Origin of the sequence: Prauserella rugosa (genome assembly GCF_000719975.1) — a bacterium.
Taxonomy (GTDB): domain Bacteria; phylum Actinomycetota; class Actinomycetes; order Mycobacteriales; family Pseudonocardiaceae; genus Prauserella; species Prauserella rugosa.
In genome coordinates this window covers 199,022-219,035 of record NZ_JOIJ01000002.1, presented here as the reverse complement: position 1 = coordinate 219,035, position 20,014 = coordinate 199,022, and the positions used below count along the sequence as shown (strand labels likewise).

Here is a 20,014-nt window from a genome sequence, read left to right as displayed (position 1 = left end):
CCGCTCCCTGAGTACGGTGCTCGCCCTGTCGATCGCGGTGCCCGCGACTCCGCGCACGGCACTGACTGGCGTGACGGCCATGATGAACCATCTCCTCGTCGAGACGTCCCTCCACGGTGCACCACGTGTTGGCGACCGGACAAGAAGGTTCCTCCCTGTGGACGTACGCCAGGTCGGCGTGGCTGACCGGTCGGGACGGGGACGGGATGGCACTGGCCGGGACGGGGCGGTTCAGTCGGGGTCGGTGGCCACGCCGATCCGGAAATCGCCGGGATTCACCGCGCGGGTCCGCCTGCGGTACTCGAGGGTGCGGCCGGGCCAGTTCGACACGACGCGTCCGTGTGCGGTGCGGTACCAACTCCGGCACCGCGTCCACACCGACCCGGCCAGGCGGTGCTGCACGGTCTCGTCCCACGCGCGCTCGGCCTCCGGCCGCACGTCGAGGTAGCGCCCCGGGTGTGCCGCCAGCCGTTGCACGGCGTCGCGGACGTACCGTGCCTGGCTTTCGAGCATGTACACGACCGAACCGCCGCCGAGGTTGGTGTTCGGCCCGTACATGAGGAACATGTTGGGAAAGCCGGGCACCGTGATCCCGAGATGCGCGCGGGCGCCGTCGCTCCAGACGTCGCCGAGCGGCCGATGCCCCAGACCGTGGATCTTCATGGGTGCGAGCAGGTCGAGCGCGGCGAAGCCGGTGCCGTAGACGAGGACGTCGGCCTCGTGGAGCGTGCCGTCGGCCGTGCGGACCCCCTGCGGGGTGATCTCGGAGATCTCGTCGGTCACGAGGTCCACATTGGAACGGGTGAGTGCAGGCAGGTAGTCGTTGCTGAACAGCACCCGCTTGCAGCCGAGCGCGTAGTCCGGGGTGAGCGCCGCGCGGAGCCGTGGGTCGGTCACCTTCTCGCGCAGGTGGCGGGCGGCCTGCCTGCTGAACAGTGGTGTGAACATCTGCCAGCGCGACAGGCACGCCTGGGCGAACTCGGTGTAGAGCCAGAAACCGAGGCGGTCCACTTTCTGCAGCGCGGGCACGGCGCGCAGCGGGGCGTGGTACCAGCGGTCGTAGGCGTGGTCGCGTTTGGGCAGGATGTACTGCGCCGACCGCTGGAACACCGTGAGCCGCGCGACCTCCGGCTGGATCTCCGGAACGAACTGGACCGCGCTCGCGCCCGTGCCGATCACCGCCACCCGTTTGCCCTCGAGCACGCAGTCGTGGTCCCACTCGGCCGAGTGGAAGGCGGTGCCGGCGAACGTCTCCATCCCCGGGATCGAGGGGTAGGCGGGCCGGGACAGCTGGCCGACGGCGGGGACGAACGCGGCGGCGGAGAACTCCTCGCCGTCGGTGGTGCGAACCTGCCACCGGGCGGTCGCCTCGTCGAACTCGGCGGAGGCGACCTCACGGCCGAATCGGATGTGGCCGAGCACGCCCTCCTCGCGCGCGGTCCGGCGCAGGTAGTCGAGGATGTCGGGCTGGCGGGCGTAACGCCGTGGCCACCGGGTGCCGCCCGCGAACGAGAACGAGTACAGCGGGGAGGGCACGTCGCATCCGGCGCCGGGATAGGTGTTCTCCCGCCAGACGCCACCGACGTCGCCGGCCTTCTCCAGGACGACGAAGTCGTCGACACCGTGGCGCCGCAGCTCGATGGCGACGGCCAGCCCGCCGAATCCGGCTCCGACGATGAGCGCGGTGGTGCGTGTGGTCATGGCGGCAGCGTAGGGACGCGCGCAGGCCCCGCCCATCGCAGCGGCGGACACAATGTTGATATTTCCGGACACGTTGATACGTTCGGCTCCGTGGCCGGCTGGGACTTTCCTCGCGGTGTGGCGAGCGTGGCGCTGCTGGCCGGGTTCGCGGAGGAGCTCGGCCAGCAACGGTGCGACGTGCTGCGCGGCAGCGGTCTCGACGACGACGTGCTGCGTGATCCGCAGGCGCACGTCTCGGCGTCCCAGGAACTGACGGTCGTGCGCAACCTCGTGGCGGGAGCCGGCGACCGCGACCCCGGGACACTCGGTCTGCGGGCAGGCACGCGCTACCACGCGACGTCCTACGGGATCTGGGGCTACGCCGTCACCAGCTGCGCGACCGTTCGGGCTGCGGTCGAACTGGCGCTGCGTTACGTCGAGTTGACCTACGTGTTCTGCATTCCGGAGCTGCGCACCGGCGGGCCGCTCGCGGAGCTGTGGTGTCACGACGCCGACGTCCCGCCGGACGTGCGGAGCTTTCTGATCACCAGGGACGTGGCCGCCGTCGTCACGCTCGTTCGCGAGCAGGCCGGCGCCGACCTGCGGCCGACGACGATGTCACTGCGCCTGCCCGAACCGGCGGATCCCCGGCCGTATCGCGAGATCCTCGGCGTGCTGCCGGAGTTCGGGCCGGCCACGCGCATCACGTTCCCGCACGCGGTGCTGGACCAGCCCATGCCGCAGGCCAGCGAGCACACCCTCGCGTGGTGCGAACGCCGGTGCCGCGAGGAACTGGAGGCACGCCGCAGCAGTACCGACGTGGCCACTCTCGTCCGCAGGACGCTCGCCGACCACGGCCCGGGGACGGGCATGGCCGAGGTCGCCGCCGCACTGTCGATGACCGAGCGGACCCTGCGCCGCAGGCTCGCGAGTGAGGGCGTCGGTTTCCGGTCGCTCGTGGACGGTGTGCGCCGCGAGCTGGCGCGCGAGCTGCTCGCCGACGACACCGTGACCGTCGAGCGGATCGCCCACCGGCTCGGCTACAGCGAGCCGTCGAGCTTCATCCACGCCTTCACGCGCTGGCACGGCGTGTCGCCGCGGGAGTTCAGGCGCCGAACCGGATCCGCGCGTCACCCAGGTGCAGGCTGAGGCGCGGGCGGTGTCCCGCGAGGTAGCCGAGTGGTCCGGACGGGTTGATGTTCCACGAGGACGCGGCGGCCTGCGGCCGTGCCGTCGAGCGCACCGCACTGGTCAGCGGGACGCCGTCGGCCTCCTGCCGGATGGCGAACGTAGCGGGCAGGCGTATGGGCGGGCCGGGCCGCGGGGAGAACGCGGCCGTGGCGATCCAGTCCTCGCCGGTGCCCGCGGTGGCCGTGAACCCGCGCCCGTAGGTGAAATCCAGGTCGGCCAGTTCCTTGGGGATGGCCCACAGCGCGCGCCCGCCCGCCATCGACGCCGGGCTGTCGACCCAGATCTCGGTGACCGTGCCGGTGGGCGTCCGCCCGCCCTGCACGGCGACCGCGGCGAGTAGCTCGTGGTACGACATCTGCCCGGAGGGCAGGTAGTCGAACCACGCCGTGAACACCAGCGCCGTCGACCCGATCGTGAGCGGAGCCGCGGTGGTGGGCAGACGCGGGACGTCCGCGGCGGGCACCGTCCACAGTGACAGGTAGGCGTTCGCGGTGAGGTTCCACGGTGCGGGCGGATACTCGGCGGACGGCGTGCTTGACTTCGGCGTTGCGGTCATGACTGGCTCCACGGCAGGAATTCGGGCAGGTCGGTCTCCGGGCTCAGGGTGAACTCCGGCGGGCGTTTCTGCAGGAACGACAGGACGCCTTCGACGGCGTCGGGACTGTCGGCGATGCCGGCGACGAGTTTCGAGTCGAGCTCGTGCACGGGCGCAGGCGAGTCGAGCGGGGACATGCGGTAGACGAGCTGGCGGGTCACGGCCACCGACACCGGCGCGGTGGTGGCCACCAGTTCGGCCGCGAGCGCGTACGCCGCGTCCAGCAGCTCGTCGGGTGCGTGGACGCTGTGCACGAGCCCGGCTCGTTCGGCCTCGGCGGCGTCGACGAGCCGTCCGCTGATCATCCAGTCGAGCGCGCGTCCCATTCCGACGAGCCGGGGCAGGAACCAGGCCGAGGCCCCTTCCGGGTAGATCCCGCGGCGGGTGAAGACGAAGCCGAACCGGCTGTCGGTGGCGGCGAGCCGGTAGTCCGCGGACAGGGTGATGGTGATGCCGCCGCCGATCGCGTTCCCGTTGAGGGCGGCGATCACCGGTTTGTTCATCGTGAAGATGCGCCGCGAGCACCGTCCCGCCGGTTCCTGCCACGTGGCCCCCGGGTCGGTGGCCGTCGCGGCTGCGGTGTCGGTTGCGTTATCGGAGCCGGGAGCAGGGTCGGAGCCGGGGTCGAACCCGCCCTGGGACAGGTCGGCTCCGACGCAGAAGTCCCTGCCTGCGCCGGTCAGGACGGCCACGCGGACGTCGGGATCGTGGTCGGCCCGGTCGAGGGCGGCGGCCAGTTCGTCGGCCATGCGCACCGTGTAGCCGTTGCGCGCCGCAGGCCGGTTCAGCGTGATCGTGGCGATCCGATCGGCCACCCGGTAGGTGACCTCGGGCTCGGTGCCTGCCGGGTCGGTGGCGCCGGAGGTGTCGGGCACGGTCTCTCCTGTCTCGTCTGCTCGGGCTGTCGAGTCCGGCTGTGCCGTACGTCCTGTGCCGTACGTCCTGTGTCGTGCGTCGTGTGCTGCGTGGATCCCTGTGGTCACGTGCCTACGGGCTTGCTGGCGAACTGTCAACAAGGTAAAAACAATCACGCGTGCTTGATTCCGAGCGCGACGGCGGCCTAGGTTGCACCCGGGCCGCGCGGCCCGCCGGTCGTCGACGAGGAGGTATCCGGTGGTCGAACTCGACCCGATCCTGCGGGATCTCGAGGCCGAGAGCGTCGAGCTCGACGCGCTGGTGGCCCGGCTTCCCGACGCGGCCTGGCTCCGGCCCACACCGGCGCCGGGATGGACCGTCGCGCACCAGATCGCGCATCTCGTGTGGACCGACGAGAAGGCGTTGATCGCCGCGCGGAGGCCCGAGGAGTTCGGCGAGGAGCTGCGCCGCGCACTCGAGGGCGGCGAGCATTTCGTGGACGCCGGGGCCCAGGAGCTGGCCGGGCTCGAACCCGCGGAACTGCTGCGTCGTTGGCGCGCGGGCCGCGGCGAGCTGCAGGCCGCGCTCGCGGCCGTGCCGGCCGGCGAGAAGCTGCCCTGGTACGGCCCGCCCATGAGCCCGGCATCGATGGCGACCGCGCGGATGATGGAGACCTGGGCCCACGGCCAGGACGTCGCCGATGCGCTCGAGGTCACCCGGCCACCCACGGCCCGCCTGCGGCACATCGCGCGCCTGGGTGTGCGCACCCGCGACTTCGCGTTCCTCGTGCATGACCGCAATCCCCCGGAGACCGAGTTCCGCGTCGAACTCACCGCGCCCGACGGTGCGATGTGGACGTTCGGCCCCGACGATGCGTCCGAGCGGATCATCGGCAGTGCCCTCGACTTCTGCCTGCTGGTCACGCAGCGCAGACATCGCGCCGACACCGACCTGGTCGCGACCGCGGGTGCCGAGGAGTGGCTCGCGATCGCGCAGGCGTTCGCCGGGCCGCCGGGGCAGGGCAGGCAGCCCACCGGTGGCTCCGGTACCGGAACGACCACGACACACAGGGAGGCGTTGTGACCCGAGCCGATCCGCTGGCCACTTCCGAACGGCTCGAGCTTCGCCGGACGGTGCGGAGTTTCATGGAGCGCGAGGTGTTACCGCACCTCGACACGTGGGAGGCCGAGGGTGAGCTGCCGCGCTCCCTGCACCGCAAGGCCGGTGAGGCGGGGCTGCTCGGCGTGGCGCTACCGGAGAAGGCGGGCGGCGGAGGCGGGGACTTCCTCGACGCGCTCGTGGTGACCGAGGAGATCCACTACGCGGGCGGCTCGGGTGGGCTCGTGGCATCGCTGCTGACGTGCGGCATCGCCGTGCCGCACATGGCGGCCGTCGGTGACCCGGATCAGATCGAGAAGTGGGTCGCCCCCGCGCTCGCAGGCGACAAGGTGTGTTCGCTGGCGATCACCGAGCCCGACGGCGGTTCCGACGTCGCGGGGATCCGCACGACCGCGCGCCGCGAGGGCGACGAGTACGTCATCAACGGGGCGAAGACGTTCATCACGTCCGGCTGCCGCGCCGACTTCATCACCACGGCGGTGCGCACCGGTGAGGAGGGGGCACGGGGGCTGTCGCTGATCGTGGTGGAGAAACCGACGCCCGGGCTGACCGTCACGCGCAAACTCGACAAGATGGGCTGGCGGTGCTCGGACACCGCGGAACTGTCCTACGAGGACGTCCGGGTGCCGGCGGAGAACCTGGTGGGCCCCGAGGGCAGCGGCTTCTTCCAGATCGCGACGCAGTTCGTGCCCGAGCGGTTGTCGCTGGCCGTCCAGGGCTACGCGACCGCGCAACGGGCACTGGACCTGACCGTCGAGTGGTGCCGGATGCGGGAGACCTTCGGCAGGCCGCTGATCTCCCGCCAGCTGGTGCAGCACACCCTCACCGACATGGCCCGCAGGATCGACGTCGCCCGCAGCTACACCCGGGAGATCGCGGCCCGCCACGCGGCCGGCGAGGACGTGATCGCCGAGGCGTGCTTCGCCAAGAACACCGCCGTGGAAACGGGGGAGTGGGTCGTCAACGAGGCGGTCCAACTGCACGGCGGGCTCGGCTACATGAGCGAGTCCGAAGTGGAGCGTCACTACCGGGACGTGCGGATCCTCGGCATCGGCGGCGGCACCACGGAGATTCTCACCGGACTGGCCGCGAAACGTCTCGGCTACACCGCCTGACCCACGCCCCCCGACCGACCCGCAGGAGGACACCGTCATGACCGGCTTCACCGAATCCGACGAACGGCAGGCGTTGCGTCGGGCCGTCTCCGAGTTGGCGGCCAAGTACGGCCACGACTACTACACCGAGCGCGCCCGAAACGGGGGCAAGACCTCCGAGCTGTGGGACGAGGCAGGCCGGTTGGGCTACCTGGGGGTGTCGGTTCCCGAGGAGTACGGCGGAGGCGGCGCCGGCATCGGCGATCTGGCCGCCGTGTGCGAGGAGTTCTGCGCAGCCGGGACGCCCATGCTGCTCATGGTGGTCTCGCCGGCCATCTGCGCCACGGTGATCGCCCGCTACGGCACCGACGAGCAGCGTGACCGCTGGCTGCCCGGTTTCGCCGACGGCAGCGTGCGGATGGCCTTCGGGATCACCGAACCGGACGCCGGGTCGAACTCGCATCGCATCACCACGACGGCCGCCCGGGACGGTTCGGACTGGGTGCTCAACGGACGCAAGGTGTTCGTGTCCGGTGTGGACGAGGCCGACGCGGTGCTCGTGGTGGGCCGGACCGAGGATGCCAGGACCGGCAAGCTCAAGCCCGCCCTGTTCATCCTGCCCACCGACACGCCGGGGTTCGAGTACAAGGAGATCCCGATGGATCTCGTATCGGCCGACAAGCAGTTCGGGCTGTTCCTCGACGACGTACGGCTGCCCGCCGAGGCGCTCGTCGGCTCGGAGGACGCGGCGCTGGCGCAGCTGTTCGCGGGCCTGAACCCGGAGCGGATCATGAGCGCGGCGTTCTCGGTCGGCATCGCGCGGTACGCACTCGACAAGGCGGCCGCCTACGCCAAGGAGCGCAGCGTGTGGGGTGCTCCCATCGGTTCCCATCAGGGCATCGCCCACCCACTGGCGGAGGTCAAGATCGAGACCGAACTCGCCAAGCTGATGGGCCAGAAGGCCGCCGCGCTGTACGACGCGGGGGACGACTTCGGCGCGGGCGAGGCGGCCAACATGGCCAAGTACGCGGCGGCGGAGGCCGCGACCCGCACCGTGGACCAGGCCGTACAGACCCACGGCGGCAACGGACTGGCCTCGGAGTACGGGCTGGGCACCCTGCTCGGGGCCGTGCGGGTGGGCCGGATCGCGCCCGTCAGCAGGGAGATGGTGCTGAACTTCGTGGCCCAGCACAGTCTCGGCCTGCCGAAGTCGTACTGAGCCGGTGGGCGCGCATGGGGCAGGAACGAGGCAGGACGACCCGGCGCAGGCTGATCGGTGCCGCCGTGGACTGCCTGGCCGAGCGCGGTTGGCACGCCGCGACGATGCTCGAGATCGCCGAGCGGGCCGGGGTCTCGCGCGGTGCCGCGCAGCACCATTTCCCGACCAGGGAGGCGCTCGTGGTCGCGGCCGTGGAGCAACTGGCCGAGGAGCAGATCGCCGAGCTGCGGCGTCGCTCGGCCGAGCTCCCCACCGGACGGGCGCGAACCCTGCCGGTTGCCGAGATGGTGCTGGACCTCTACACCGACGTGAAGTTCCGTGCCGCCCTCGACCTGTGGGTGGCCGCCTCGCACGATCCCGCACTGGCCGCGGTGCTCGCTCCGTTGCAGGCGCGGGTCGGCAAGGAGGCCCACCGGGTGGTGGTCGAGCTGCTGGGTGCCGACGAGTCGCGGCCCGGCGTGCGCGAGGCGGTGCAGGCCACGTTGGACCTGGCCCGCGGTCTCGGACTGGCGAACCTGCTGACCGACGACGGCCGCCGGCGCGCCCAGATCGCACGCCAATGGGCACGCATGCTGGAGACGGCGGTCTGACCGGGTGCGCCACGGCCGGCTTCAGCCCGTGCTCACCGCGGGTTCGTCGCGGGTGTGCGCGCGGGTGACGTCGAACAGGAAGCAGCCGAACTCGACGGCACGCACCTGCACGAACGCGACGGCAGGGTCGAGCAGCAGGTCGCCGGCCGTGCGTTCGGCCAGGCGGGTGCGGGCGGGCGAGTCGAGCAGACATCCGCCGAGGATGCGGCCCTGCGGCGAGTAGCAGCGCAGTACGCGGCGGGTCCCGCGCAGTTCCTCCGGCCACGCCGGGGACTCCGGCCCGCCGCAGCGGTCGGCGTGCACGAACACCGGCCCCCGTTCGTCGTAGGGGCCGGGCCCGGTGCCGGAGCCGGGACCGGAGCCGAAGGTAGTGCCGGAGCCGAAGGCAGTGCCGGAGCCGAAGGCAGTGCCGGAGCCGGGACCCGTGTCGGCGGCGCCGATCCGGCGTCGCACCGGCGCGTACGACGCGAGCAGCAGGCGCTCTCCGGGACGGCTGCGCCGCAGGCAACAGCGGAGTGGGTACCCGCGTTCGGCGCCGCTCACGAGGTTCTCGGGGTGGTTGCCCGCGTCGTCGACGACGCGGAGCCGGTCGAGGACGTCCGGTGGGATGGCGAGGATGTCGAGTTCCACGCCGCGATTCTGGGTGCCCTCGAGTGTCGTCCACCGGCGGAAATCCGTCGTGGCGTGCCGAGCCGTGCGCTCCGGCCGTGCGGGCTGTGTCGAGCCTGGCCGTGTCGGGCGGGCTCCGCAGGGCAGTCGGAACGGTCCATTTCGGACGGGCGTCCGCTCACCGGTGACGTGTGCTCCGGCGGGTGTTGATCACCTCTGGTGCATCAGGTGAGCGGTTGCTTAGGATGGGGTGCGACGGTGTCGTCGGCGGTGGAGGTGATCGGTGGACCGGCAGTTCCTGCGTCCGTATCCGCCCCACCCGGCTCGACGGTACCCAGCCGTGGCGAGTGCGTTCGGCTCAGCCGGCAGGGGAGTCCGGCACGCCCAGCATGCGCAGCGTCAGGTCCGCGTACTCCTTCGCCAGCTCCTCGGGTGTCTGCCGGGAACGGTCGCTGTACCAGCGCGCGACGTCGACCCCCAGCGACAGCACCGCGCGCGCGGCCGTGTGCGGATCGCCGACGGTGAACACGCCCTCCGCCCTGCCGCGGTCGACCAGTCCCCGCACCAGGTCCTCGATGTCCTTGCGCAGGCTCGCGACGACGCGGTACTCCTCCTCGGGCAGCGCCCCGAGTTCGTACTGCACGACGCGCGCGATCGTGTGCCGGCGGGCGTGCCACGCGGTGAACCGTTCGACCAGTTCCCGCATCGCCTCCGCCGGCCCCGGCGCATTCTCCTGCGCCTCCCGCGCCACCGACAGCACCTGTTCGTGTCCGCTGCGGCTGATCGCGAACAACAGTGCCGCCTTCGACGGGAAGTGGACGTACAGCGCGGCCGGGCTCATGCCGGCCGTCGCGGCGATGTCGCGGGTGGTCGTGGCGTGGTATCCGCGCCGCGCGAACGATTCGACACCGGCGAGCATCAGCCGGCGCGCGGCGTCCGGCTGCACGTCCGGCCACAGATCGGCCGGCTGCGGGGTGGCGGGCAGGCTCCCAGACATGCCAGCAGTGTAAGCGAGCGCTCAGCGCGGATTGGAGCAATGACGAGATGACGACGACGGCAGGGCCCGGAGACCTCACCGGCAAGGTGGCCGTGGTGACCGGGGCGAGCAGGGGCATCGGGTTCGGGATCGCGCGGGATCTGGTGGCGCGCGGAGCCAAGGTCTGCATCACCGCCCGCAAGCCGGACCCGCTGGCCGAGGCGGCGACCGAGCTGGGCGGCGCCGACGTCGCGCTCGGGGTGCCCGGCCGCGCCGACGACGCCGACCACCGGCAGGACGCGGTCGCCAGGACGATGGAGGCCTTCGGCCGCGTCGACTACCTCGTCAACAACACCGGCATCAACCCCCACTACGGCGCGTTGCTCGACTGCGACGACGCCGCCGCGGCGAAGATCTTCCAGGTCAACGTGCTCGCCCCACTGGCGTGGACCAGGGCGGTGCGCGATGCGTGGATGGGCGAGCACGGCGGCGCGATCGTCAACGTCGCCTCCATCGCCGGCGTGCGCACCTCACCCGGCATCGGCATGTACGGCGTCAGCAAGGCCGCGCTCATCCGCGCGACGACCGAGTTGGCCCAGGAACTCGGCCCGAAGATCCGCGTCAATTGTGTCGCCCCGGCGATCGTGAAGACGTCCTTCGCCACGCAGCTCTACGAGGGCAGGGAGGCCGAGATCGCCTCGTCGTATCCGCTCAAGCGGCTCGGCGTGCCCGAGGACATCGCCGGGGCCGTGACCTTCCTGCTGTCCGACGCCGCGGGGTGGATGACCGGCCAGACACTGCTGCTCGACGGCGGTGTGACCCTCGGCGGTGGGCTGTGACCGTGGACCTGGACGGCGCCGGCGTCGTCGTCACCGGGGCGGGCCGCGGCATCGGTGCCGCCCTCGCACGTGCGTTCGCCGCCGAGGGTGCCCGGCTCGTCCTGGCCGACCTCGACGGTGCGGCGGTCGAGTCGGTCGCGCGGGAACTGGGCGCGGTCGCCGTCCCCGGAGACGCGGCGGGCGAGGACGGCGTGCGCGCCCTCGTGAGCCGCGCCCGGGAGGAACTCGGCGACATCGACCTCTACTGCGGCAACGCCGGGATCGCCGAACACGGCGGCCCGGAGGCCCCGGAGGAGGCGTGGGCGCGCTCGTGGGACGTCAACGTCATGGCCCACGTCCGTGCGGCCAGGGAGCTGTTGCCGCGGTGGCTGGAACGCGGCCGCGGCCATCTGCTGGTGACCGCCTCGGCCGCGGGCCTGCTGACCAACCTCGGCTCGGCGCCGTACTCGGTGACCAAGCACGGGGCGGTCGCGTTCGCCGAATGGTTCGCTGCCACGTACCGGCATCACGGTGTGGGGGCGCAGGCGCTGTGCCCGCAGGGCGTGCGGACGGCACTGCTCGAGGAGGCGGGGCCTGCGGGCCAGGCACTGCTGGGGGCGGATGCCATCGAACCGGAGGACGTCGCCGCCGCGGTGCTGGAGGGCCTGCGGGACGGACGGTTCCTGATCCTGCCGCATCCCGAGGTCGCCGAGTACTACACGCGCAGGGCCACCGACACCGACCGGTGGCTCGGTGGCATGAACAAGCTCCAACGGCGGATCGAGGACGCCGTCGGCGGACCGTCCGGGCGAGGCGACCTAGGGTGATCACATGAGCCACGAACACGTCGTCGTCGTGACCACCACCGACTCCGAGGAGGCGGCACGGGCCCTCGCCGCTGCCGCCGTCGAGGCGCGCCTGGGTGCCTGCGCGCAGATCGTCGGTCCGATCACGAGCGTCTACCGCTGGCAGGGCGCGATCGAGACCGACCGCGAATGGCGCGTCGAGGTCAAGACCGCGGCCGACCGGGCGGACGCGCTCGTCGGCCTGCTCACCGAACGGCACACCTACGACGTGCCGGAGGTGATCGTGACCCCCGTCGTCGGGGGACACGCCGACTACCTGTCCTGGCTGGCCGACGAGACGCGCTGAACCGGCGCAGGTGGGGCGCCGCGGCGGCGCCCCACCGGACGGCGCCCGCGGTCAGGCGGGCAGGTCCACGAGCTCACCCAGCACCGCGCGGTGCCTGCCCGGCGCGCCGAACGCGACCTGGCTCGCCTTGGCGCGCTTGAGATACAGGTGCGCGGGGTGCTCCCACGTCATCCCGATGCCGCCGTGCAGCTGGATGCACTCCTCGGCCGCGTGCACCGCCGTGTCCGAGCAGTACGACTGCGCCATGGCCACCGCCACCGGCGCATCGTCGTCGCCGCGGGCGAGTGTGTCGGCGGCGTACCTGGCCGCCGCACGCGCGGCCACGAGCTCCAGCCACAGGTCGGCGACCCGGTGCTTGAGCGCCTGGAAGGATCCGACCGGCCTGCCGAACTGATAGCGCCCCTTGATGTAGCGGACCGTCTCGTCCAGACACCACTGCGCCACCCCGAGCTGTTCGGAGGCCAGCAGCCCGGCCCCGGTGCGCAGCGCGTGGCTCAGCGCCCGCTCGGCGCGTTCGCCCGCGGCCAGGCGCACGGCCGGGGCGCCGCGGAACGTCACGTCGGCGATCCGGCGGGTCAGATCGAACGACACGGGGGCGTGCACCTCGGCGGCGCTCGCGTCCACCGCGTACAGACCAGGCCCGTCCGGACCCGTCGCCGGCACCACGAAGACGTCGGCGACCGTGCCGTCGGCCACGGAACCGGCCGTGCCGCTGAGCGTGCCGTCCGCGGACGCCGAGACGGAGGTCGGGAACGGCGCATCGGTCATGGTCGACAGCGCCACGGCGAGCGCGCCGGTCCGTTCACCGGAGGCGAGACCCCGCAGCAACGCGGCGACCTCGGTGTCGGCGGCGTCGCAGCGGGCCACCGCCGCCGTGGCGAGCACCGCACTGCCGAGGAACGGAACCGGGGCGACGGCGCCGCCGAGCTCTTCGAGCACCAGCGCCAGTTCGCGCTCGGACGCCCCCTGCCCGCCGAGCTCCTCGGGCACCGCGAGACCGGCCGTGCCCAGATCGCGGGCGAGGGTGCGCCACAGGTCCATGTCGTACGGCTCGTCGCTTTCCACCCTCGCCAGGAGCGACTCGGGGGAGCACTGGTCGCCGAGCAGGTCACGCACGCTCGCGCGCAGGTCGGTCTCGACGTCAGAGTAGAGCAGGTCCGCGGTGGTCATCGGGGCAGGTCCTTCCAGGCGACGGCGGTGTCGGTGCGGGGTTCGGCGGGCAGGCCGAGCACGCGCTCGGCGATGATGTTGCGCAGTACCTCCGACGTGCCGCCCTCGATGGAATTGCCCTTGCTGCGCAGATACCGGTACCCGGCCTGTCGTCCGGTGAAGTCGACCAGTTCGGGCCTGCGCATGGTCCAGTCGTCGTAGCGCAGTGCGGCCTCGCCCAGCAGCTCGAGCTCCAGTGCGGCCAGTGCCTGCGCGACGCGGGCGAACGCGAGTTTCATCCCGGACCCTTCGGGCCCGGGCTGTCCCACCGCCAGCTGCTGGCGCAACCTGCTGCCGGCCAGCCGGAAGGCTTCGGCCTCCACCCACAGCCGCAGCAACCGGTCGTGCAGTTCGGGGGTGCGCAACTCCGGCCGTTCGCGCCACGTCTGCGTCACCTTGCCGACCATGCCGCCCTCGCGGGGCTGGGCGTTGCCGCCGATGGCGACGCGTTCGTTCATGAGCGTGGTGCGGGCGACCTGCCAGCCTGCGCCGACCTCGCCGAGCCGGTGAGCGTCCGGAATCCGTACGTCGGTGAGGAAGACCTCGTTGAACTCGGCCTCACCGGTGATCTGCCGCAACGGGCGCACCTCGACGCCGGGCTGGGTCATGTCGAGGACGAAGTAGGTCATGCCCTGGTGCTTGGGCACGTCCGGGTCGGTGCGGGTCACCAGGATCGCCCACTGTGCCGTGTGGGCGCTCGAGGTCCAGACCTTCTGCCCGTTGACGACCCATTCTCCGCCGGCGTCCCGGACCGCGCGCGTGGCCAACGCGGCCAGGTCGGAGCCCGCGCCGGGTTCGGAGAACAGCTGGCACCACACCTCCTCACCGGTCCACAGGGGACGGAGCAGGCGCTTCTTGAGCTCCTCGCTGCCGAACGCGAGGATCGTCGGCGCCGCCATACCGAGTCCGATACCGATGCGGCGGGGGTTGTTGTCCGGGGCGCCCGCCGCGGCGAACTCGGCGTCGACCACCGACTGCAGTTCGCGTGCGGCGTCGAGTCCGCCGAGCCCGGCCGGGAAGTGCACCCAGGCCAGGCCGGCGTCGAAGCGGGCGCGCAGGAATTCGAGACGGTCGCTGGTCGCGGGGTCGTGGTCGGCGAGGAACTCGGCGACTCGGGTGCGCAGGCCCTCGGCGTCGAGTCCGGTGGCCGGTCCGCTGTCGGTCGTCGTCATCACAGGTACCTCTTCAGTTCTCGGCGGGCGAGCGATCGCTTGTGGACCTCGTCAGGTCCGTCGGCCAGGCGGAGGGTTCGGGCCGAGGCCCACAGGCCCGCGAGGGGGAAGTCCTGACTGACCCCGCCCGCGCCGTGCAGCTGGATCGCTCTGTCCAGAATGGACTCCACAGCGGCCGGGGTGGCGATTTTGATGGACTGGATCTCGGTGTGGGCGCCCTTGTTGCCCGCGGTGTCCATGAGCCACGCGGTCTTCAGCACGAGCAGCCGCAGCGATTCGATGGTGACGCGAGCCTCGGCGATCCACTCCTGCACCACGCCCTGCTTCGCCAGCGGCGTGCCGAAGGTCTCCCTGCCGACCGCGCGGCGGCACATCAGTTCGACGGCCCGCTCGGCCATCCCGAGCAGTCGCATGCAGTGGTGGATCCGCCCAGGGCCGAGCCGGGCCTGGGCGATGGCGAACCCACCGCCCTCCTCGCCGATGAGGTTCTCCGCGGGCACCCGGACGTTGTCGAACACGACCTCGGCGTGCCCGCCCGCGGAACTGTCGTCGTAGCCGAACACCTGCATCCCGCGCTTGACGTGCAGGCCGGGGGTGTCCCGCGGGACGAGGACCATGCTCTGCTGCCGATGCGGCTCGGCGTCCGGATCGGTCTTGCCCATGACGATGAAGATGCGGCAGTTGGGGTTCATCGCTCCGGAGATGAACCACTTCCTGCCGTTGACGACGTAGGTGTCGCCGTCCCGTTCGATGCTGGTGCCGATGTTGCGCGCGTCGGAGGAGGCGACGTCGGGTTCGGTCATCGCGAACGCCGACCGGATCCGCCCCTCCAGCAACGGTTCCAGCCACTGCCGCTTCTGGTCGGGCGAGCCGAACATGTGCAGCACTTCCATGTTCCCGGTGTCCGGTGCCGCGCAGTTCAGCGCCACGGGAGCGAGTTCGGGACTGCGGCCGGTGATCTCGGCCAGCGGTGCGTACTGCAGGTTGGTCAGCCCGCCGCCGTCGGGACCGGGCAGGAAGAAGTTCCACAGTCCGCGTGAGCGGGCCTCGGCCTTGAGCTCGTCCACGATCGGCGGCACCGTCCACGGATCGGTGCGCGCGGCGAGCTGGTCGTGGAACACCGGTTCGGCGGGATACACGTGGGAGTCCATGAACTCCAGGAGCCGCCCGCTGAGCTCCTCGGTGGTGCTGTCGACACCGAAATCCATCAGTTCTCCTTCAGCGCGGAGTTGCCGAGCGCGACCAGCGGTGCGACACCCGCACCGATGCGGTCGAAGCCGTCGCCGACGGTCTGTCCGTGGCGGTAGCGGTAGTAGATGCCTTCGAGGATCACGGCGAGCTTGAAGAGGGCGAACCCGAGATACCAGCCCAGTGCCGACACGTCGCGCCCGGATGCGCGGGCGTAGGTGTCGGCGATCTCGTCGGGCGAGGGATGCCCCGGCGCCCTGCCGACGTCGCTGACCGTGTCGAGCTCGAGAGTGTGCAGCTGGGAGTAGGCCAGCAGCAGGGCGACGTCGGTGAGCGGATCGCCGAGCGTCGACATCTCCCAGTCGAGCACGGCGTTGATCCGGTCGTCCTCGCCGACCAGCACGTTGTCGAGGCGGTAGTCCCCGTGCACGACGGCGGGCGCGGGGGAGGCGGGCACGCGTGCGGCCAACCGTTCGTGGAGCTCGTCGATGCCCGGCACGTCGCGGCTCCGGGAGGCGGCGAGTTGTTTCGACCACCGCCGCAGCTGCCGCTCCAGGAAGCCCTCCGGTCTGCCGAAGTCGCCGAGTCCCACCGCGGCGGGGTCGACGGCGTGCAGCTCGACGAGCGTCTCCACGAGCCGGTCGGCGATCGCCTTCGTCCGCTCCGGCCCCCGCGGACGCAGCTGGTCGGCCGTGCGCAGCGGCGATCCGGGCACGAAGTCCATGACGTAGAACGGCGCGCCCAGCACGTCCTCGTCGGTGCAGAGCGTGCGGGCACGGGGGACCGGCACGGCAGTGCCGTGCAGGCCGCTGATGACGCGGTGCTCACGGCTCATGTCGTGCGCCGTCGGCAGCACGTGCCCGAGGGGCGGCCTGCGCAACACCCACCGGCCGGTGCCGTCGTCCAGCATGTACGTGAGGTTCGACCGGCCGCCCTCCACGAGCCGCGCCGTCAGGGGACCGGTGACGGTCCCCGGCAGTTCCCGGTCGAGGTATGCGCGCAGGCGCGCCAGGTCCACGCCCGGCGGATCCTCGTTGCTCATTCGACCTCCTTGTCCTGAGCACGGGGTGGAACGGCCTCGGTCCGGGCCGTTTCCGGGGGTCACGGCACGAGCATCGTCACCATCTCGGCCACGCACGCCGGTTTGGCCTCGTCCTCGATCTCGATCGTCCAGCGGACCACCGCCTGCGTGCCCTGCTTGGCCGGCGTGACCTCGGCCAGCTCGGCGCTCGCCCGGATGCGCGCACCGACCTTCACCGGCTGCGGGAAGCGGACCTTGTTGAGCCCGTAGTTGATGCCCATGCTCAGCCCGTCGACCCGGTAGATGTCCTTGGCGAGCCGGGGCAGGAGCGAGAGGGTCAGGAAGCCGTGCGCGATGGTGCCGCCGAACGGGCCGTCGGCGGCGCGTTCGGCGTCGACGTGGATCCACTGGTGGTCGAACGTGGCGTCGGCGAACAGGTTCACCTGCTCCTGCGTGACCGTGTGCCACTCGCTCGTGCCGAGGTGCTCTCCCGCCGCCGCGGTGAAGCTGTCGAGATCCGGGAAGACGCGGGCCGGTTCGGTGTCGGTCATGCCTTCGGCCCTCCCGCGACGTAGATGACCTGCCCGGAGACGAACCCGGCTCCCTCGCTGACCAGGAACGAGACGGTGTGTGCGATGTCGTCGGGCCTGCCGACCCTGCGGACGGGGATCTCCTTCGCCGCAGCGGCCTTGAACTCCTCGAAGTCCATGCCGACCCGTTCGGCGGTCGCGGCCGTCATGTCCGTGGCGATGAACCCGGGGGCGATGGCGTTGACGGTCACGCCGAACTTGCCGAGCTCGATGGCGAGCGTCTTGGTGAAGCCCTGCAACCCGGCCTTCGCCGTCGAGTAGTTCGCCTGCCCGCGATTACCCAGTGCCGACGTGCTGGACAGGCTCACGATGCGGCCCCAGCCCTGCTCGGTCATGTGCTTCTGGGCGGCTCGCGACATGAGGAACGCACCCCGCAGGTGTACGCCCATGACCGAGTCCCAGTCCGACTCCGACATCTTGAACAGCAGGTTGTCGCGCGTGATTCCGGCGTTGTTGACCAGCACGGTGGGCGGTCCGAGTTCGTCGGCGACCGTGCCGACGGCGCGCTCGGCCTCGTCGGCGTCGCTGATGTCGGCTGCGATACCCACGGCCTTGCCGCCGGCCGCGGTGATCGCCTCGGCTCCGGCCTTCGCGCCCGCCTCGTCGAGATCGATCAGGCCGACGGCGAATCCGTCGTCGGCGAGCCGTCGCGCGACGGCCGCTCCGATACCGCGGCCCGCGCCCGTCACGATCGCGACGCGGGAGACCGACTTCGGATCTGGACTGTCCACCGTCACTGGTTCCTCCTCATCGAGTAAGCGTGCGCTTAGGAAGTTACCAGTCGGGACGGAGGTGCGGGAGTCCGAAGTCGGAGGCAACCGGCGGCCACGACGGCCAGCGCGGCGACCTCCGTGGCGAGCAGTCCGCGTTCGACGAGTCCGAGCGGAAGCGCCCGCCACCACGGGTCGCCGCCCGCGAGCATGAGCCGCACAGCGCCGACGATGAGACTCAGCCACGCCAGCGACGCGAGACCCAGCACGCGGGTGAGCAACCGCAGCCCCGGCGCATGGGGATGGACCGCACGGGCCGCGGCCAGGACGGCCACCGGCAGGGCGACGAACGCGACCACGCTGGCGTACCGGTGGATCGTGCCCGCCAGACTCGGGCCGATCGACCAGTCGGTCTTCGGGAACACCACGACGGCGAGCAGTCCCAGGGTCCAGCCCGCGCCGCCGAATGCGGCCGGGCTCAGCGGCCGCACCGTCCGGCTGTGCACGAGCACGCCGAACAGCACCCCCGAACCGGTCGCGACGAGCAGCACCGCGAGGTCGAACAGCCACTTCGTGGGGCCGAGGGCGTACTCGCTGATCGTGCGGCGTACCGGATCGACGTCGGCATGGTGCAGCACGTGCAGGGCGGCGACGAGCACGCACCCGGTCAGCACCGCGGCCAGCCCCACCGTCGACGGCACCCGGTACCGCCCGCCCGCGCCGGCGACTGCGGATGTGGGCGCGGCGAGCTGCGCGCCGGGCGGGTGCGGTGCGGGTACGTGGTCGGCCATGGACGCCCCTTCTGCGGTCACCGAGCGCGGACGGGGTCATTCAGGCATATCGGACGTGAGACCGCCGTCAGGCCGGCGTCGGGGCGGGCCAGCGTGCCCGGGTCAGCCGACCACCTGGGCCAGCACCGTCCGGAACGCATGGACATCCACAGTGGACGGCTCAGCCGCGAGCCAGGCGCACGCGTCGGTGAGGAAGCCCTCGGGCGTGAGGACGGCGATGTCGTCGGGGTCGTCGGTCTCGAACGGCCGCGGGTCCGGCTCGTCGACGGTGATCCGGCCGGCCCGGTTGGGATACAGCACGAGTGCGCCGCGTACCTCGATGCCGGGCAGGAGTTCGGCGAACACGTCGAGTGCCTCGGCGAGCCTGCTGCCCCCGCCGCCGAAGCGCCTGCCGTTGCGGTGCAGCACCGGTTCGCCGCCGGCGTCGGGCGCGGTCGAGTAGTGCCCGGGCAGCCAGCGTTTCGACTCGACGAGCAGCAACCGGTGTCCACAGAGGACCGCGTGGTCGATGTCGGCGAACACGGAACCGGGCCAGGCGAGTCCGTGGAAGATCCGCGCACCGGGCAACCGCGTGACGTACCTGGCGAGCAGATCGGCGGTGCGGCGTTCGGCGATCTGGTCGTCCTCGGAACCGGGGCTGCCGTGCACGACGTCGCGCACCGCGTCGGACGCGGCCCGCAGCGCGTCGGTGCGCCTGCGGCAGACGAGCACGACGAGGCCGGCGGCCAGCGCGACGACCGCCGCCGCGGCGGGCACCCCGGCCGCGGCGGGCGCGAGGGTCAGCAGTGCGGCGGCGCCGAGGACCGCGACCACGAGCAGCGTCACCGGTGCCGCGTGGCCGGGTGCCTTCTCCGGGGTCAGCCGGAGCCGACGGTCGGCGTCGGCGACGTGCCACCAGTCGAGGGTCTCGGGATCGACGCGGACCCGTGGAGGCCGGAACGAGGGGTCGTCCCCGAACGCCCGTGCCCTGGCACGTGCCCGGCCCGGCGGCATGGGGTCGTGCGGATCGTCCGGCCGCAGGGGCTCCTGCCCGCGGCCGCCGGGACTGCCGTCTCGGGTGTCCGCCTCGCTGCCGGCACCGCCGTCCGCGTCGTCCTCGCCGTCGTAGACGGCGCGCAGATACGGGTCCGACAGTGTCTCGTAGGCCTCGCGCAACAGGGCGAACCGGGCGGCGTCACCGCCCGCGTCGGGGTGCCACGTGCGGGCCCGGGAACGGAACGCGGACTTGATCTCCGCGAGCGAGGCGTCGTCGCGAACGCCGAGTACTGCGTAGAAGTCGTCGGTGGGTCCGGACGCGTCGTCCGTCGCGGTGCCGGTGCCCTCGTGGGCCACGCGTGTCGCTCCTCTCGCGCCGCGGACTCCTCCGTCCGCTGTGGGTCTCGCCGCTCGGGCGCCACAATCTACCGAGCCGGGGCGGTCTCCGGTCGGACGCGGT

General features: G+C 71.8%; 21 protein-coding genes. 8 read left to right on the top strand and 13 right to left on the bottom strand.

Going from position 1 to position 20,014, the window contains the following annotated elements:
* Positions 1-231 precede the first annotated feature (231 nt).
* Entirely contained in the window at positions 232-1,701 is a 1,470-nt protein-coding gene (locus IF64_RS0103585; protein WP_030530542.1) for a flavin-containing monooxygenase, read from the bottom strand.
* 90 nt (positions 1,702-1,791) lie between these two features.
* On the opposite strand from IF64_RS0103585, the gene IF64_RS0103580 reads away from it, so the two are divergent.
* The gene (locus IF64_RS0103580) at positions 1,792-2,829 is read left to right on the top strand and encodes an AraC family transcriptional regulator (RefSeq protein ID WP_030530541.1); all 1,038 of its coding nucleotides are present in this window, start codon (positions 1,792-1,794) and stop codon (positions 2,827-2,829) included.
* On the opposite strand, the gene IF64_RS0103575 is transcribed toward IF64_RS0103580, so the two are convergent.
* On the bottom strand, positions 2,786-3,427 hold the full coding sequence (locus IF64_RS0103575) for an acetoacetate decarboxylase family protein (RefSeq protein WP_030530540.1): 642 nt from the start codon (positions 3,425-3,427) through the stop codon (positions 2,786-2,788). The genes IF64_RS0103580 and IF64_RS0103575 overlap by 44 nt on opposite strands.
* On the bottom strand, positions 3,424-4,341 hold the full coding sequence (locus tag IF64_RS0103570) for an enoyl-CoA hydratase-related protein (RefSeq protein ID WP_051757448.1): 918 nt from the start codon (positions 4,339-4,341) through the stop codon (positions 3,424-3,426). The genes IF64_RS0103575 and IF64_RS0103570 overlap by 4 nt, the downstream gene beginning before the upstream one ends.
* A 238-nt stretch (positions 4,342-4,579) precedes the next feature.
* On the opposite strand from IF64_RS0103570, the gene IF64_RS0103565 reads away from it, so the two are divergent.
* From IF64_RS0103565 to IF64_RS0103550, 4 genes are read left to right on the top strand one after another with little or no spacing between them, the layout of a single operon-like run.
* The gene (locus tag IF64_RS0103565) at positions 4,580-5,404 is read left to right on the top strand and encodes a TIGR03084 family metal-binding protein (protein WP_030530538.1); all 825 of its coding nucleotides are present in this window, start codon (positions 4,580-4,582) and stop codon (positions 5,402-5,404) included.
* Positions 5,401-6,555 carry an acyl-CoA dehydrogenase family protein gene (locus IF64_RS0103560; protein WP_030530537.1) on the top strand — a complete coding sequence of 385 codons (1,155 nt, stop codon included), beginning with the start codon at positions 5,401-5,403 and terminating at the stop codon, positions 6,553-6,555. The genes IF64_RS0103565 and IF64_RS0103560 overlap by 4 nt, the downstream gene beginning before the upstream one ends.
* A 37-nt stretch (positions 6,556-6,592) precedes the next feature.
* Positions 6,593-7,753 carry an acyl-CoA dehydrogenase family protein gene (locus IF64_RS0103555; RefSeq protein WP_030530536.1) on the top strand — a complete coding sequence of 387 codons (1,161 nt, stop codon included), beginning with the start codon at positions 6,593-6,595 and terminating at the stop codon, positions 7,751-7,753.
* A gap of 14 nt (positions 7,754-7,767) precedes the next feature.
* Positions 7,768-8,343 carry a TetR/AcrR family transcriptional regulator gene (locus IF64_RS0103550; RefSeq protein WP_211252517.1) on the top strand — a complete coding sequence of 192 codons (576 nt, stop codon included), beginning with the start codon at positions 7,768-7,770 and terminating at the stop codon, positions 8,341-8,343.
* A 21-nt stretch (positions 8,344-8,364) separates the two neighbouring features.
* Here IF64_RS0103550 and IF64_RS0103545 read toward each other — a convergent pair whose 3' ends face one another.
* Together IF64_RS0103545 and IF64_RS0103540 are read right to left on the bottom strand one after the other, a co-directional pair.
* Complete coding sequence (locus IF64_RS0103545; protein ID WP_051757447.1) at positions 8,365-8,973, bottom strand: DUF1203 domain-containing protein; 609 nt, start codon at positions 8,971-8,973, stop codon at positions 8,365-8,367.
* A 337-nt stretch (positions 8,974-9,310) separates the two neighbouring features.
* On the bottom strand, positions 9,311-9,949 hold the full coding sequence (locus IF64_RS0103540; RefSeq protein ID WP_030530534.1) for a TetR/AcrR family transcriptional regulator: 639 nt from the start codon (positions 9,947-9,949) through the stop codon (positions 9,311-9,313).
* A gap of 47 nt (positions 9,950-9,996) precedes the next feature.
* On the opposite strand from IF64_RS0103540, the gene IF64_RS0103535 reads away from it, so the two are divergent.
* From IF64_RS0103535 to cutA, 3 genes are read left to right on the top strand one after another with little or no spacing between them, the layout of a single operon-like run.
* Positions 9,997-10,767: an SDR family oxidoreductase gene (locus tag IF64_RS0103535; RefSeq protein WP_051757446.1), complete on the top strand. Its 771-nt coding sequence runs from the start codon at positions 9,997-9,999 to the stop codon at positions 10,765-10,767.
* Positions 10,764-11,573, top strand: coding sequence for an SDR family oxidoreductase (locus IF64_RS0103530; RefSeq protein WP_030530532.1), 810 nt, complete (start codon positions 10,764-10,766; stop codon positions 11,571-11,573). The genes IF64_RS0103535 and IF64_RS0103530 overlap by 4 nt, the downstream gene beginning before the upstream one ends.
* Before the next feature lie 4 nt (positions 11,574-11,577).
* A complete protein-coding gene (gene cutA, locus IF64_RS0103525) occupies positions 11,578-11,898 on the top strand; it encodes a divalent-cation tolerance protein CutA (RefSeq protein ID WP_030530531.1) in 321 nt (106 codons plus the stop codon).
* A gap of 51 nt (positions 11,899-11,949) precedes the next feature.
* Here cutA and IF64_RS0103520 read toward each other — a convergent pair whose 3' ends face one another.
* The 8 genes from IF64_RS0103520 to IF64_RS0103485 form a co-directional block, all read right to left on the bottom strand.
* A complete protein-coding gene (locus IF64_RS0103520; RefSeq protein ID WP_030530530.1) occupies positions 11,950-13,068 on the bottom strand; it encodes an acyl-CoA dehydrogenase family protein in 1,119 nt (372 codons plus the stop codon).
* Complete coding sequence (locus IF64_RS0103515) at positions 13,065-14,279, bottom strand: acyl-CoA dehydrogenase family protein (RefSeq protein ID WP_030530529.1); 1,215 nt, start codon at positions 14,277-14,279, stop codon at positions 13,065-13,067. Before IF64_RS0103515 ends, IF64_RS0103520 begins: the two co-directional genes overlap by 4 nt.
* Entirely contained in the window at positions 14,279-15,487 is a 1,209-nt protein-coding gene (locus IF64_RS0103510; RefSeq protein WP_030530528.1) for an acyl-CoA dehydrogenase family protein, read from the bottom strand. The genes IF64_RS0103515 and IF64_RS0103510 overlap by 1 nt, the downstream gene beginning before the upstream one ends.
* On the bottom strand, positions 15,487-16,509 hold the full coding sequence (locus tag IF64_RS0103505; protein WP_030530527.1) for a phosphotransferase family protein: 1,023 nt from the start codon (positions 16,507-16,509) through the stop codon (positions 15,487-15,489). Before IF64_RS0103505 ends, IF64_RS0103510 begins: the two co-directional genes overlap by 1 nt.
* Positions 16,510-16,568: 59 nt before the next feature.
* Positions 16,569-17,039 carry a MaoC family dehydratase gene (locus IF64_RS0103500; protein WP_030530526.1) on the bottom strand — a complete coding sequence of 157 codons (471 nt, stop codon included), beginning with the start codon at positions 17,037-17,039 and terminating at the stop codon, positions 16,569-16,571.
* Positions 17,036-17,809 (bottom strand): 3-oxoacyl-ACP reductase FabG, encoded by a 774-nt coding sequence (gene fabG, locus IF64_RS0103495; RefSeq protein ID WP_030530525.1) that lies wholly within the window; start codon positions 17,807-17,809, stop codon positions 17,036-17,038. The genes IF64_RS0103500 and fabG overlap by 4 nt, the downstream gene beginning before the upstream one ends.
* Positions 17,810-17,844: 35 nt before the next feature.
* Positions 17,845-18,579, bottom strand: a complete 735-nt coding sequence (locus tag IF64_RS0103490; RefSeq protein WP_084705626.1) for a DUF998 domain-containing protein — start codon at positions 18,577-18,579, stop codon at positions 17,845-17,847.
* Between the two features lie 102 nt (positions 18,580-18,681).
* A complete protein-coding gene (locus IF64_RS0103485; RefSeq protein ID WP_030530523.1) occupies positions 18,682-19,911 on the bottom strand; it encodes a DnaJ domain-containing protein in 1,230 nt (409 codons plus the stop codon).
* Positions 19,912-20,014: the final 103 nt, after the last annotated feature.